15 protein-coding genes are annotated in these 14,469 nt (G+C 64.7%); 12 read left to right on the forward strand and 3 right to left on the reverse strand.

From position 1 onward, the window contains the following. The first annotated feature begins 63 nt into the window (after positions 1-63). From PMO31116_RS12555 to ftsB, 5 genes are all read left to right on the forward strand, one after another. Positions 64-894 (forward strand): alpha/beta fold hydrolase, encoded by an 831-nt coding sequence (locus PMO31116_RS12555; protein WP_150567006.1) that lies wholly within the window; start codon positions 64-66, stop codon positions 892-894. 291 nt (positions 895-1,185) lie between these two features. Continuing rightward, positions 1,186-2,844 (forward strand): CTP synthase, encoded by a 1,659-nt coding sequence (gene pyrG / locus PMO31116_RS12560; RefSeq protein ID WP_150567007.1) that lies wholly within the window; start codon positions 1,186-1,188, stop codon positions 2,842-2,844. A gap of 36 nt (positions 2,845-2,880) precedes the next feature. Further along, positions 2,881-3,735: a 3-deoxy-8-phosphooctulonate synthase gene (gene kdsA, locus PMO31116_RS12565; RefSeq protein WP_150567008.1), complete on the forward strand. Its 855-nt coding sequence runs from the start codon at positions 2,881-2,883 to the stop codon at positions 3,733-3,735. 409 nt (positions 3,736-4,144) lie between these two features. Continuing rightward, the gene (gene eno, locus PMO31116_RS12570; RefSeq protein ID WP_023596672.1) at positions 4,145-5,428 is read left to right on the forward strand and encodes a phosphopyruvate hydratase; all 1,284 of its coding nucleotides are present in this window, start codon (positions 4,145-4,147) and stop codon (positions 5,426-5,428) included. Between the two features lie 72 nt (positions 5,429-5,500). Further along, entirely contained in the window at positions 5,501-5,932 is a 432-nt protein-coding gene (gene ftsB / locus PMO31116_RS12575; protein WP_150567009.1) for a cell division protein FtsB, read from the forward strand. A gap of 97 nt (positions 5,933-6,029) precedes the next feature. Here ftsB and PMO31116_RS12580 read toward each other — a convergent pair whose 3' ends face one another. From PMO31116_RS12580 to PMO31116_RS12590, 3 genes are all read right to left on the reverse strand, one after another. Continuing rightward, positions 6,030-6,410 (reverse strand): hypothetical protein, encoded by a 381-nt coding sequence (locus PMO31116_RS12580; protein WP_150567010.1) that lies wholly within the window; start codon positions 6,408-6,410, stop codon positions 6,030-6,032. A gap of 207 nt (positions 6,411-6,617) precedes the next feature. Then, on the reverse strand, positions 6,618-7,553 hold the full coding sequence (gene hslO, locus PMO31116_RS12585) for an Hsp33 family molecular chaperone HslO (protein ID WP_150567011.1): 936 nt from the start codon (positions 7,551-7,553) through the stop codon (positions 6,618-6,620). 240 nt (positions 7,554-7,793) lie between these two features. After that, the gene (locus PMO31116_RS12590; protein WP_150567012.1) at positions 7,794-8,318 is read right to left on the reverse strand and encodes a gamma carbonic anhydrase family protein; all 525 of its coding nucleotides are present in this window, start codon (positions 8,316-8,318) and stop codon (positions 7,794-7,796) included. A gap of 49 nt (positions 8,319-8,367) precedes the next feature. Between PMO31116_RS12590 and PMO31116_RS12595 the strand changes: the two genes are divergently transcribed. The 7 genes from PMO31116_RS12595 (at position 8,368) to PMO31116_RS12625 (ending at position 14,452) form a co-directional block, all read left to right on the forward strand. Further along, positions 8,368-9,330, forward strand: a complete 963-nt coding sequence (locus PMO31116_RS12595) for a ferritin-like domain-containing protein (protein WP_150567013.1) — start codon at positions 8,368-8,370, stop codon at positions 9,328-9,330. Positions 9,331-9,408: 78 nt separating this feature from the next. Then, positions 9,409-10,299 (forward strand): alpha/beta fold hydrolase, encoded by an 891-nt coding sequence (locus PMO31116_RS12600; RefSeq protein WP_150567014.1) that lies wholly within the window; start codon positions 9,409-9,411, stop codon positions 10,297-10,299. 119 nt (positions 10,300-10,418) lie between these two features. Then, the gene (locus PMO31116_RS12605; protein ID WP_150567015.1) at positions 10,419-11,252 is read left to right on the forward strand and encodes a 3',5'-nucleoside bisphosphate phosphatase; all 834 of its coding nucleotides are present in this window, start codon (positions 10,419-10,421) and stop codon (positions 11,250-11,252) included. Between the two features lie 12 nt (positions 11,253-11,264). Then, positions 11,265-11,891: an L-threonylcarbamoyladenylate synthase gene (locus PMO31116_RS12610; protein WP_150567016.1), complete on the forward strand. Its 627-nt coding sequence runs from the start codon at positions 11,265-11,267 to the stop codon at positions 11,889-11,891. Between the two features lie 74 nt (positions 11,892-11,965). Then, positions 11,966-12,631, forward strand: a complete 666-nt coding sequence (locus PMO31116_RS12615; RefSeq protein ID WP_150567017.1) for a site-2 protease family protein — start codon at positions 11,966-11,968, stop codon at positions 12,629-12,631. 25 nt (positions 12,632-12,656) lie between these two features. After that, positions 12,657-13,859, forward strand: a complete 1,203-nt coding sequence (locus PMO31116_RS12620; RefSeq protein ID WP_150567018.1) for a tryptophan--tRNA ligase — start codon at positions 12,657-12,659, stop codon at positions 13,857-13,859. After that, entirely contained in the window at positions 13,856-14,452 is a 597-nt protein-coding gene (locus PMO31116_RS12625; RefSeq protein ID WP_150567019.1) for a class I SAM-dependent methyltransferase, read from the forward strand. The genes PMO31116_RS12620 and PMO31116_RS12625 overlap by 4 nt, the downstream gene beginning before the upstream one ends. Positions 14,453-14,469 lie beyond the last annotated feature (17 nt).

Raw genomic sequence — 14,469 nt, forward strand, 5'->3', positions numbered from 1 at the left:
GATTCGAGACCGAATCGACCGCTGGCGACCGCGCGGCAATCGCTCGCCCCGATAATGAATTCCATGACACGAGACATCATCCATTTTTCGCACGGCAACGGCTTCCCCGCAGGCGTCTATCGCAAGATGCTGGGCGCGCTGGCCGACGAATACGACGTGCGCGCCATCGACCGCATCGGTCACGACCCGCGCTATCCGGTCACGCCTGGCTGGCGGTGTCTGCGCGACGAACTCGTCGACACGCTCGATCGTCAGTACGGCGGCGAACCGGTCTGGCTGGTCGGGCATTCGCTTGGTGGCTTTCTTAGCCTCATGGCTTCGCTCAAGGCGCCGCAATCCGTGCGCGGCGTGGTGATGATCGATTCCCCCATCGTGACACCCGGCTGGCGTACGCAGATGTTGCGACTGAGCATGCTTACCGGGCTGTACGAGCGAATGTCGCCCGCGGCGGTGACCAAGCGCCGGCGCGATCATTGGCCGGACTGGGAGGCCGCATGGCGACACTTTGCCGGCAAACCGGCGTTCGCCGGGTGGGATCCGGATGTCCTGCGCGATTACATCGACTGCGGAACCGTGCCGACGGGGGAGGGCGCGACCCGACGGCTCGCGTTCGCACGCGAGATCGAGTACCGGATCTATCTCACGCTGCCGCCGCTGCTTGCCGTGCGTGCCATGCGCGGCGTACCGGTGCCCGCCGGGTTTCTCGCCGGTACCGAGTCGCGTGAACTCCGACAGGCGGGGATCGGCGCGACACGCCGCATCGTCGGTACCCATCTGCGTTATGTGAAGGGGACTCACCTCTTCCCGATGGAGCGGCCACTGGAGACGGCATCGGCGTTGCGCGACATGCTCGCCCAGTTGCGGGGCGATCACCGTCGGTCGCTGGCCGCCTGAGCCGGGGCCACGCGCGGCCCCCGGAATCGGCGTACACCGCGTTGTCGCTGGCCGGAGAAACATGCATCGGGGTGCATCAGTGTGCATCCGCGTGCATGGGAATATCGGGATGCTTCGGGGGGCGGCGGAGGCTGTCGGTGGCTGCGCAAAAGCGTTGGCGTGCGGCAGGGCATGCCGCACGCGCCGGGGCGGCGCGCGTGATGCCTGTCAAGCCCAAAATTTGCCGCGCCGCACGTCGAGGGCAAGGCGGCTTTCGGGTATAATCCGGCTTTCCCGCGAGCAATTACTGCGATGACCAAATTCGTTTTTGTCACGGGCGGCGTGGTTTCCTCTCTTGGTAAGGGAATTGCTGCCGCATCTCTGGCCGCGATTCTCGAATCGCGTGGCCTCAAAGTCACCCTCCTCAAGCTTGATCCCTACATCAACGTCGACCCGGGCACGATGAGCCCGTTCCAGCACGGCGAGGTGTTTGTGACCGAGGACGGTGCGGAAACCGATCTCGACCTGGGCCATTACGAGCGCTTCATCAGCGCCAAGATGCGTCGTGCGAACAACTTCACGACGGGCCAGATCTACGAATCGGTGATCCGCAAGGAGCGCCGTGGCGAGTATCTCGGCAAGACCGTTCAGGTCATTCCGCACATCACCAATGAAATTCAGGCCTTCGTCGAGCGCGGCGCGCGTTCGACGTGGGATGGGCATCCCGACGTCGCCATCGTCGAGATCGGTGGTACGGTCGGCGACATCGAGTCGCTTCCGTTCCTTGAAGCCGCCCGTCAGATGAACCTGCGCCTGGGCCGCAACAGCGTGGCCTTCGTGCACCTGACGCTGGTGCCGTACATCGCCACCGCAGGCGAACTCAAGACGAAACCCACCCAGCATAGCGTGCAGAAACTGCGCGAGATCGGCATTTCGCCCAACGTGCTGCTGTGCCGCGCCGACCGTCAGATTCCGGAAGACGAGTGCGCCAAGATTTCGCTGTTCGCGAACATCCCGCAGGATGCCGTGATTTCGGTCTGGGACGTCGACACGATCTACAAGATTCCGCAAATGCTCCATGACCAGGGCATGGACAAGATCATCTGCGACGAACTGAAGATCGAAGCCAAGCCGGCCGACCTGTCCATGTGGACGCGTCTGGTGCAGGCCGTCGAGAATCCGAAGCACGACGTTACCATCGGCATGGTCGGCAAGTATGTCGATTTGACCGAATCGTACAAGTCGCTCATCGAAGCGCTGCGTCACGCCGCCATTCACACGGAAACGCGCGTGAACATCGAGTACATCGATTCCGAGCAGATCGAGAAGGACGGTACCGATGCGCTCAAGCATTTGGATGCGATTCTCGTGCCGGGTGGTTTCGGTCGCCGCGGCACCGAAGGCAAGATCAAGGCGATTCGTTTCGCCCGCGAGAACCGCGTGCCGTACCTGGGCATCTGCCTGGGCATGCAGCTTGCCGTGATCGAATTCGCGCGCGACGTGGCCAAGCTCGCCGACGCGAACAGCACGGAATTCGAGCCGTCGACGCCGCATCCGGTCGTCGCCCTCATCACCGAGTGGCAGGATCGCGACGGCAAGATCGAGCAGCGTACCGAGGACTCCGATCTGGGCGGCACCATGCGTCTGGGCTCGCAACGCGTGCCGGTCAGGGCCGACACGCTCGCCTCGCGCATCTACGGCGACACCGTCAACGAGCGTCATCGTCACCGCTACGAAGTCAACAATCACTATGTCCCGCAGCTCGAGGCTGCCGGTCTGGTGATCTCGGCACGCACGCCGACCGAAAATCTGCCGGAAATGATGGAACTGCCGCAACAGGTGCACCCGTGGTTCGTGGGCGTTCAGTTCCACCCCGAGTTCACCTCGACGCCGCGCGACGGCCATCCGCTGTTCAAGGCGTACGTCGAAGCAGCGCTGGCCGGTCAGCAAGCCCGCAAGAAGGCTGCCTGAGGCTGAGCCGCCGCGAGCGAGAAACAAGGAGTTTGCATGAAACTGTGTGGTTTCGAGGTTGGCCTGGACAAGCCGTTTTTCCTGATCGCAGGCACCTGCGTCGTCGAGTCGGAGCAAATGACGATCGACGTGGCGGGGCAGCTCAAGGAAATCACGGGGGCGCTTGGCATCCCGTTCATCTACAAGTCGTCGTTCGACAAGGCGAATCGTAGCTCGGGCAAGTCCTATCGCGGCCCGGGTCGCGAGGCGGGTCTGAAGATCCTCGAGGAGGTGCGTCGTCAACTCGGCGTGCCGGTGCTCACGGACGTGCATACCGAGGAGGACGTGGCAGTGGCCGCGTCCATCGTCGATGTGCTGCAGACGCCGGCCTTCCTGTGCCGCCAGACCGATTTCATTCGTGCCTGCGCTCAGTCGGGCAAGCCGGTGAACATCAAGAAGGGCCAGTTTCTCGCGCCGCACGACATGATCAACGTCATCGACAAGGCGCGCGACGCCGCGCGCGAAGCCGGCCTGCCCGACGACGTCTTCATGGCCTGCGAACGCGGTGTCTCGTTCGGCTACAACAATCTGGTGTCGGACATGCGTTCGCTGGCGATCATGCGCGAGACCGGTGCGCCGGTCGTGTTCGACGCCACGCACTCCGTGCAGTTGCCGGGCGGCCAGGGCACCAGCTCGGGCGGTCAACGGGAGTTCGTGCCGGTGCTCTCGCGAGCTGCCGTAGCCGTGGGCGTCTCGGGACTGTTCATGGAAACGCACCCTGACCCGGCCTGCGCGCTGTCGGACGGCCCCAACGCCGTGCCGCTGGGCCGCATGCGTGAACTGCTCACCACGCTCAAGACCATCGACGCGGCAGTGAAGCAGGGTGAGTTTCTGGAAAATAATTTCAACTGAAATGAGACACACCGTCCTGGGGCCAGTATCAGCTCGCCCACAGGACGGGTATAGCGGTCAGACGCCTTGGCAGCATGGCGTCGAGTCGTTAAGCTTGTCGCGCAGCGGTCGCAGTGGCCGTCGCGAGGGCGAGCCCTCAGGAGATGCCCGCGTGCCGTACGCCGAGCGCACCGTCGACATCGATGTCATCCCACAGGCCGCCGTGCCTCAATTCGAGGCGCCGTTGTTCCCCCGTCTACGTATTGCCCTTGCCGGTGCGCGCACAAGTGCGGTATTGGCGTCCATGTCAGGATTCGGCGCACGCGGCTCGCACGGGCTTGCGCGCCCGACTTGGACGACGGCAGGTGACGGATCGCGGCGCCAAGCAGGTTCCCTTTAGCGTTTTTGTCTTACAGATACCGAGGAATACATGAGTGCAATCGTAGATATCATCGGGCGCGAAGTGCTGGACTCGCGCGGCAACCCGACGGTCGAGTGCGACGTGCTGCTGGAGTCGGGTGTGATGGGCCGCGCGGCAGTGCCGTCGGGCGCGTCGACCGGTTCGCGCGAAGCCATCGAACTGCGTGACGGCGACAAGGGTCGCTATCTCGGCAAGGGTGTGCAGAAGGCTGTCGAGCATATCAACACCGAGATTTCGGAGGCGATCATGGGCCTGGACGCCGCCGAACAGGCTTTTCTGGACAAGACCCTGATCGAGCTCGATGGCACCGACAACAAGTCGCGCCTCGGTGCGAACGCCATGCTGGCCGTGTCGATGGCTGTGGCCAAGGCCGCCGCCGAGGAAGCCGGCCTGCCGCTGTATCGCTACTTCGGCGGTTCGGGTGCCATGCAAATGCCGGTGCCGATGATGAACATCGTCAACGGCGGCGCACACGCCAACAACAGCCTGGATATCCAGGAATTCATGGTGATGCCGGTCGGCCAGTCGAGCTTCCGCGAAGCGCTGCGTTGCGGCGCGGAGATCTTCCACGCGCTCAAGAAGCTGATCGCGGAAAAGGGCATGAGCACGGCCGTGGGCGACGAGGGCGGCTTCGCCCCGAACTTCGCCTCGAACGAAGAGTGCCTGACCACTATCCAGCAAGCCGTCGAGAGCGCCGGCTATCGCCTGGGCGACGACGTTCTGCTGGCACTGGATTGCGCTTCGACCGAGTTCTTCAAGAACGGTAAGTACGAGCTGGCCGGTGAAGGCCTGTCGCTGACCTCGGAAGAGTTCGCGGATTACCTCGCCAACCTGTGCGACAAGTTCCCGATCGTCTCGATCGAGGACGGCATGTCGGAAGACGACTGGGCCGGCTGGAAGATCCTGACCGAGAAGCTCGGCAAGAAGGTGCAGCTGGTTGGCGACGATCTTTTCGTGACCAATACGAAGATTCTGAAGCAAGGCATCGAGCAGGGCGTGGCCAACTCGATCCTCATCAAGATCAACCAGATCGGAACGCTTACCGAGACGTTTGCGGCCATCGAAATGGCCAAGCGCGCCGGATACACGGCTGTGGTGTCGCACCGTTCGGGCGAGACCGAAGACTCGACGATCGCCGATATCGCGGTGGGCACCAACGCCGGTCAGATCAAGACCGGTTCGCTCTCGCGCAGCGACCGTATCGCCAAGTACAACCAGCTTCTGCGCATTGAAGAGGATCTCGGCGATATCGCGTCGTATCCGGGCAAGGAAACGTTCTACAATCTGCGCTAATTCCGTTTCCCCGGGAGAGGGGCCGCGACGTCGGTCGCGGCACGTTTCCCGGAATTCTTGCCAGGCGAAAGCATGCGAATGGTGACCTTGGTGCTGGTGCTGCTGCTCGTGGCGATCCAGTATCCGCTCTGGTTCGGCCACGGTGGTTGGTTGTACGTGCACGAACTGCGCGACGAGCTGAGCGCCGAACAGCAGAAGAACGAGCAGTTGAAGGAACGTAACGATCGTCTGGCCGGCGAAGTGCAGGATCTGCAGGACGGCACCTCGGCGATCGAAGAACGTGCTCGTTTCGAGCTGGGCATGGTCAAGGACGGCGAAGTGTTCGTGCAGTTCGTCGGTCCGGATGGCGCCGGTGGCCCGCAAGGTGCCTCGGGGGCCGACGCGCCGCTCGTCTCGTCGACCGAGCCCGCGCACAAGTCGGTGGGGGCCGCGGCGCCCGCCGCGACGCCCGCGTCGCCGTCGAAGGGCAAGGCGCAATCGGCGCACAAGGCGCAACATCACTGATCTTCACTGGCGCGGCGCGCAGACGGTAATACGCAAAAAGGCGTTCCTCGGGGAGCGCCTTTTTCGTTGTCATGCGGGGTGCCATTTCCGGCCCGGTTCAGAAGCCGATACCCACCCCGATGGACGAGCGCGGTCCGTACCACCCCGGCCCGTACCACCCTGGGCCATACCATCCGGGACTGCCCCAGCCGCCGTAAAAGTAGGCATTGCTGTTGTAGTAGGTGCGCATGGCATTTTCGTAGGCGCGCTGCGCGCGTTCGCGCTCGATGGTCGATTCCTGCTCATCGTAGATGCGCTTGTTCAGGCGCGACAGGTCCTGCGCCTGCGCGTCGCTCAGGGCCGGCGCCGCCTGCGTCGTCGGCAGGCGCGCCGCCGGTGCATCGGGTGGCGGCAACTGCCATTGCGCACAGCCGGAAAGGAGCGTCATGAAGGCCACGCCCAGCGCCGCGGCGGCGGGCCGGACAGCCGAGTGAGCCATGGAACCGAATGCCTGCATGCGTCAATTCCCCGGGCGAGTGCCTGATCGAGTGTGGGAAGGCGTGTCGGATCGACCCGCGGCGTCGCGGCGCGATTGCACCGTCCGACGTCGCAGGCCGACGTTGTCATTGAGATTCACTGGCCTGGCTTGCGGTTCCATGCGGTACTGAGTCCGCGGTTCCGTCCGCTCCCGCGATATTGGCGTGAATCAATGCTGCGCGGAAGGCGCGGCGTGCGATTGCTCGGTGAACAATTGCGCGGCGTCCACTTTGTCGAAATGGTACGTCTGACGGCAGAACTCGCAAGCGACTTCGACGTTCGGACGCTCGTCGAACACGCTCATGACCTCGGCTTCCCCGAGCGTGCGCAACATGTTGGCCACGCGCTCGCGCGAGCAGGTGCAACGAAACGACGTGACCTGTGGTTCGAACACGCGTACCGCCTCCTCCCAGAACAGACGGTGGAGCATGGTCTCCCGGTCGGTGCTCAGCATTTCGTCGCGCTGGAGCGTGTTGCCCAACTGGCAGACGCGGTTCCACGTATCCTCGTCGAGTTCCGGTGCGCGCTCGGCGCCGGTACCGGCGGTACCGCCATGCCCCGGCAGCTTCTGCAGGAGCATGCCCACGGCGTGGTTGTCGTCGCAAGCCAGCCACAGACGCGTGTCGAGCTGCTCCGAATGATGCATGTAGTGTTCTAGGACCGAGGCCATGTCGGGCAGTGCGCCGTGCTCGTCGGACAGCGGCACCACGCCCTGATACGGTTGTTGGCCAGGTTGCTTCTCGCGCGGGTCGAGCGTGATGGCGAAATGCGCGCGACCGTGGACATTGACGAGCGCCTTGAGCGTGGCGTCGTCCGGAATGTCGCCGGTGTACTTGGCCGTGGCGCGCATCGTCAGGTCGGCGTTGCACTCGACCACGGCCATGCTCACCGGGCCGTCACCGTGCAGTTGCAGGATGAGGGCACCGTCGAACTTGACGTTCGCGGTGAGCAGCGCGGCCGCCGCCATCATCTCGCCCAGCAGATGGCGCACCGCCGGCGGGTAGTCGTGACGCTCCAGTACGGCACGCCAGGTGGCGTCGAGGCTGACGTACTCGCCGCGTACCGGGGCGGCGTCGAACATGAATTTCTGAAGTTGGTCGGACACGGTTGAATTCCTGAAAAATGCGGCAACGGCGGTCAGTGTGGCGGGCGGCGATCGAAGGCGAGGCGCACTGGGGCCGCCGCAATCGCCGGGACACCGGGTAAATGGCCCCGAATTGGCACGAAAGCCGAAGATCGGCGCGTCAATATTGCGTTATCTGGGGGCGCGCGCCGCATTTTCAACACGCCGGCGCGGCAGGCCGTGCGCCGGACGGCCAGCGCATGCCGCTCGCCGTCGGTGCGTTCAGCCGATGCGCACCAGTTGCTCCTTGAAGACCTGTCGTCGCGCCGCGTATACGTCGGCGTTGCGCTTGAGGTTGGCGACTTCCTCGTCGGTCAGCGCTCGCACCACCTTGGCGGGCACGCCCAGAATCAGGGAGCGGTCGGGGAATGTCTTGCCTTCGGTGACGAGCGCGCCGGCGCCCACCAGGCTGTCGCGCCCGATGACCGCGCCGTTGAGCAGCACCGCCTGAATGCCGACGAGGGAGTTCTCGCCCACCGTGCAACCGTGCAACATGGCCTGATGGCCCACGCTCACGCCTTCGGCCAGCGTCAGCGGGTATCCCGGATCCGCGTGCAGCACGGCACCCTCCTGAACGTTGGTGCCCACGCCGACCCGGATCGGCTCGTTGTCGCCGCGGATCGCCACGCCCGGCCACACGCTGCTGTTCTCCGCGAGAATCACCTCGCCGATGATGGTCGCGGTGTCGGCCACGAAAGCACTCTCGTGGATCTGCGGGGTCTTGTCTCCAAGTTTATAGATCGGCATGGCAGCTTCGCTTCGCGGTTAGAATCGACGAAATTGTTATTGTAACGTCATGGCCGACTTCACTCCCGCGCCCGGCGGCGACACCCCGGGGACCGCCGCTGCCGGCGGCATTCCAGACCTTCCGAAAGCTGCCAGTGATTCCGATTGCGCTCGCGAACGCGCGCTGGCCTTGCTGCGCCAGCGAGACCCATACGGGAAAGCCGCCGGAGTGAGCGCGCTGCGCGACGCCGTCCGTACGGGCGCCATGCGTTGGTACCCGTCGCGCCGGATCGCGCCGTGGCGCCCGCCTGGCGGCATCGACGGCGTTGCGTTGAACGACCAAGGCGCAGGCGATGGCGAGCGCGAAGCCGGCATCCCCGGGCGTCCCGACGCCCCGCCACTGGTCTCGCCCCGTGAGCTCAAGCAGCGTGCTGTCACGTCGGTGGACGGGCGCGCGGCGCTGCTGCATGCGCTCGCCCACATCGAATTCAACGCCATCAACCTCGCCCTCGATGCCCTCTGGCGTTTCGACGGCCTGCCGCCGGCGTATTACGACGACTGGCTCAAGGTCGCGGCCGAGGAGGCCTATCACTTCTCGTTGCTCGCCCAACATCTGACGACGTTGGGCGAGTCGTATTACTACGGCTGCTTTCCTGCCCATGACGGCCTGTGGGAGATGGCGCGCCGCACCTCGGGCGACTGGCTGGCGCGTCTGGCGCTGGTGCCGCGCACGCTCGAGGCGCGCGGCCTCGATGCCAGCCCGCCCATCAAGGCCAAGCTGGCCAGCGCGGGCGACAGCGCCGGTGCGGCGATCCTCGACATCATCCTGCGCGACGAAATCGGCCACGTCGCCATCGGCAATCGCTGGTATCGCTGGGGCTGCGAGCGTGCGGGCTGCGAGCCGGTCGCGACGTATGCCCGGCTGGCGGCCCAGTACAACGCGCCGCGCCTGCGCGGGCCATTCAATCTGGAAGCGCGCCGTGCCGCGGGATTCGACGACGCCGAACTCGCCGCACTCCAGGCGGGCACGTAGCGTCATTTTTGATGCCGCGGCGCAGCCGATATACTCGACGTTCCTCAATCGTTTCGATCTTCAGTATCCGTGAGCGTCATGCTTGATTCGAGATCCGAGTTCCTGACCGTGCGCGGTCTGCGCCATCATGTCCGACAATGGGGCACGCCCGGTGCACCCAAGCTGTTTCTCCTGCATGGCTGGATGGACGTTTCGGCGTCGTTCCAGTTTGTCGCGCAGACGCTGGCCCGACGCTGGCACTTGCTCGCACCCGACTGGCGCGGCTTCGGCCTCACCGACTGGCCAGTGGCCGAGGGGCGCAGCGAGAGCTACTGGTTCCCGGATTATCTGGCCGACCTGGAGGCACTCCTCGACGTGTACGCCGAACCCGGCGAAGCCATCAATCTGATCGGACACAGCATGGGCGGCAATGTCGCCTGTCTGTATGCGGGGGTGCGTCCCGCGCGCGTGCGCCGCCTCGTGAACCTCGAGGGCTTCGGTTTGCCGCCCGCGCCGGCCACTGCCGCCATCCGCCAGTTGGGCCGCTGGCTCGACGACCTGCAGGCGCCGCCCACGTTGCGAGCCTACGCGTCGCTCGACGACGTGGCCGCCCGACTGCGCCGGACCAACCCACGCCTCACGCCGGAGCGCGCGGCCTGGCTCGCGCAATGCTGGGCGCGACGGGCCGCCGACGGTCAATGGCATTTGCTTGCCGACGCCGCGCACAAGATGGCGAATCCGTATCCCTACCGACTCGAAGAAGCCCAGGCCGTATGGAGCAACGTGAGCGCGCCGGTGTTGCACGTCGAGGCGACGGAGTCCGACGTGCTGCAGCACTTCGCCGGAGCGCAGGGCAAGGACGTCTTTCGCGCGCGTTTCGAGGTCTTTCCGAATTTGACGGAGGCCTTCGTGGCCGACGCCGGCCACATGCTGCATCACGATCAGCCCGAGGAAGTCGCGCGGCTGATCGACGACTTCTGCGCAACGTAGGCGAGGGCGTCGGCGGGTCACTCGCGTCGAGTGCACTTGAGCGGTAGAATGAAGCCGTCATTACTACGTCACGCGCCGGTGTCTGGTCGATCAGACGTCGCATTGCCCGGCGGCACATCATGCTCAACGCGGATCTTCATTGTCATTCCAGGGTGTCGGACGGCACGCTCGCGCCGTCGGAAGTGGCGCAGATCGCGTTCGAGGCCGGTGTCGACCTGTGGTCGCTGACCGATCATGACGAAGTCGGCGGACAGCGCGAGGCTCGGGCGGCCGCACAAGCGCTGGGCATGCGCTACGTGAGCGGTGTGGAAATCTCGGTCACGTGGGCGAACCGTACGGTGCACATCGTCGGGCTGAACATCGACCCCGACAATCCCTCGCTGATTGACGGACTGGCCGCCACGCGCGGCGGACGGGCCACCCGTGCCCAGCAGATGAGCGATCAACTGGCGGCGGCGGGCATCCCGAACGCGTACGAGGGCGCGTTGCGTTACGTCGGCAACCCGGACCTGATCTCGCGAACGCATTTCGCGCGCTATCTGGTGGAAATCGGCAAATGCGCATCGGTGTCGGACGTGTTCACGAAATATCTCGCGGAGGGTCGTCCGGGCTTCGTGCCGCATCGTTGGGCGACGCTGGAGGAGTCCGTGCAATGGATTCTCGGCGCGGGCGGGATCGCCGTCGTGGCCCACCCCGGACGCTACAAGTTCTCGCCGCTCGAATTCGGGGCACTGTTCGACCGGTTCAAGGCCCTGGGCGGCGAGGCGATCGAAGTGATTACCGGCAGTCATACGCCGGAGCAATACCGCGAGTATGCCGACGTCGCGCGTCAGTACGGTTTTCTGGCGTCGCGCGGCTCGGACTTCCATGGACCGACCGAGAGCCGCGCGCTGCTCGGCAAGCTGCCGCCGTTGCCCGACGATCTCACGCCCATCTGGAGCCGTTGGCAGTAACTTCACGACGCCATGTCGCAATTCTTCCAGATCCATCCGGAAAATCCGCAGTCACGACTCATCAAGCAAGCCGCCCAGATCATCGACAAGGGCGGCATCGTGGCGATGCCTACCGATTCGAGCTATGCGCTCGCCTGTCACATCGACGACAAGCATGCCGTGGATCGCCTGCGCCGCATTCGCGGACTCGACGAGAAGCAGATGTTGTCGCTGCTCGTGCGTGATCTATCGGAATTGGCCGAGTTCGCCCTCGTCGACAACCGGCAGTACCGCCTGATCAAGGCGACCACGCCGGGGCCGTATGTGTTCATTCTCGAGGCGACGAAGGAAGTGCCGCGACGCCTCTCGCACCCGTCTCGAAAGACCATCGGCCTGCGTGTGCCGGAACATGCGATCACGCTGGCGTTGCTCGAGACGCTGGGCCAGCCGTTGCTGGCCACCACGCTGATTCTGCCGGGTGAAACCGAGCCGATGAACGACCCCGAGGAGATCCGCGAGCGGCTGGAAAAGCAGCTCGATCTCGTCATCGATGGCGGCGCCTGTCCGAAGGAGCCGTCGACCGTGGTGGATCTGACTGTCACGCCGCCGGAGGTGTTGCGTCGCGGACGAGGTTCGCTCGCGCCGTTCGGCCTGTCGTGACGGGGGGCGATGCGTCGCACGTTGCAATATGCGGTAATACTGGCGCGCAGGCCGGCTTGCTACAATAGTCGGCTATGAATGCAGACCTGATCCAGACCATTGCGGTCTACGCGCTCCCCGTCCTCTTCGCAATCACTTTGCACGAGGCGGCCCACGGCTACGTCGCGAAGTATTTTGGCGATCCAACGGCCTTCCTGATGGGGCGGGTGACGCTCAATCCGCTCAAGCACATCGATCCGATCGGCACGGTACTCGTGCCGCTCGCCCTGTACTTCATGACGAGCGGCGCGTTCCTTTTCGGGTACGCCAAACCGGTACCGGTGGCGTTCGGCAGCCTGCGCAATCCGCGCGTCGATACGATCTGGGTGGCGCTGGCCGGTCCGCTGTGCAACTTCGCGCAGGCGATTCTCTGGGCCGTGTTCGGCGTCGGCCTGCAGGTGGCCGGCGTGCAAGAGCCGTTCTTCATGATGATGGCGCAGGCGGGCGTGCTGGTGAACCTCGTGATGTGCATGTTCAACCTGTTTCCCGTGCCGCCGCTCGATGGCGGCCGCGTACTGGTGTCGCTGTTGCCCGCGCGCGCGGCCTATACGCTCTCGCGCGTGGAACCCTTCGGCTTTTTCATCGTGATGGCGCTGGTGGTCAGTGGCGTGCTCGGTCGTGTGTGGTTGTGGCCGCTCATCCAGTGGGGCCGAGACTGCATCGTGTGGATGCTCACGCCGCTGACGTTGCTGATTTCCTGAAGTTTTCGCACAAGATAACGAGACCATGTACCCCGAACGCGTTTTCTCCGGCATGCGACCGACCGGTCGCCTGCACCTCGGTCACTACCACGGCGTGCTCAAGAACTGGATTCAGCTCCAGTCGGAGTATCCGTGCTACTTCTGTGTAGTCGACTGGCACGCGCTCACGACGCACTACGAAACGCCGGAAGTCATCGAGCAGAACGTGTGGGACGTACTCATCGACTGGCTTGCCGCAGGGATCGATCCGAATCAGGCCACGTTGTTCATCCAGAGCAAGGTGCCCGAGCACGCTGAACTGGCGCTGCTGATCGGCATGAGCACGCCGCTCGGTTGGCTCGAACGTGTGCCGACGTACAAGGAGCAAATCGAGAAGCTCAAGGAAAAGGACCTCTCGACCTACGGCTTCCTTGGTTACCCGGTGCTGATGGCCGCCGACATCCTGCTCTATCGTGCGCTGCATGTGCCGGTGGGCGAGGATCAGGTGCCGCACGTCGAGATGACGCGGGAAATCGCGCGCCGCTTCAACTATCTCTATGGCCGCGAGGCGGGCTTCGAGGAAAAGGCGCTTGCCGCCGCGAAAAAGCTCGGCAGCAAGCGCGCGAAGCTGTATCTGGAACTACGTACCGGGTACCAGGAGCAGGGCGACGAGGAGGCGCTGGAGCAGGCACGCGCGATGCTCTCCGAGTCCCAGTCGCTGTCGATGGGCGACCGCGAGCGGCTGTTCGGTTATCTGGAGGGCGCGCGCAAGCTGATTCTCGTCGAGCCGCAGGCGCTGCTCACGCCGGCATCCCGCATGCCGGGGCTCGACGGCCAGAAGATGTCGAAGTCTTACAACAACACCATCGGCCTGCGCGAAGACGCAGAATCGATCACGAAGAAGGTGCGCACGATGCCTACGGACCCGGCACGCGTGCGTCGCACCGATCCGGGGGATCCGGACAAGTGCCCGGTGTGGCAGTTGCATCAGGTCTACAGCGACGACGACACCCGTGAATGGGTGCAGAAGGGCTGTCGCAGCGCCGGAATCGGTTGCATCGAGTGCAAGCAGCCGGTCATCGAAGGCATTCTGCGCGAGCAGCAACCGATGCTCGAGCGCGCACAGAAATACATGGACGATCCGTCGCTGCTGCGCGCCATCGTGGCAGACGGCTGTGAAAAGGCTCGCAAGTCGGCGCAGGAAATCATGCGCGATGTGCGCGAAGCCATGGGACTTCAGTATTCATGACGGATTCGGCCGTGGCGGGAACGATGCATGGCACGGGTGCGCCGTCGGCGTGGGTCGCGCGTTGGGCGCATCTGATCGCGCCCGGCGCTCGCGTGCTCGACCTGGCGTGCGGCCACGGGCGCCACGCGCGATGGCTGGCTGCGCGCGGCGCACTTGTAACGGCGGTCGACCGCGACGCGGCTGCGCTTGCCACCATGTCAACGCTCGCAAACGTGACGACGCTCGCGGCCGATCTCGAAGGGGCGCCGTGGCCGTTCGCACCGGGGGAAACGTTCGACGCGGTGATCGTCACGAACTACCTGCACCGGCCGCTGTTCGGCGTCATTGGCGCCAGTGTTGCGCCGGGCGGGGTGCTGATTTACGAGACGTTCGCGCGGGGAAACGAAAAATTCGGGAAACCGTCCAATCCGCTGTTTCTGCTGGCACCGGGCGAATTGCTCGATCTGGCGGGTGAGGCGAACTTGCGAGTGGCGGGCTTCGAGGATGTCACGCTGCCGGCGCCGCGCGCGGCCTGCGTGCAGCGTCTGTGCGCCACGCGCGCGGTCCCCGGGGAAAACCCCGCAAGCGCCGCGCTGTACGAGGCGGCTTCGTAATCCGCTACAATCCACCC

This window comes from Pandoraea morbifera (assembly GCF_902459575.1).
In the GTDB taxonomy this organism is placed as follows: domain Bacteria; phylum Pseudomonadota; class Gammaproteobacteria; order Burkholderiales; family Burkholderiaceae; genus Pandoraea; species Pandoraea morbifera.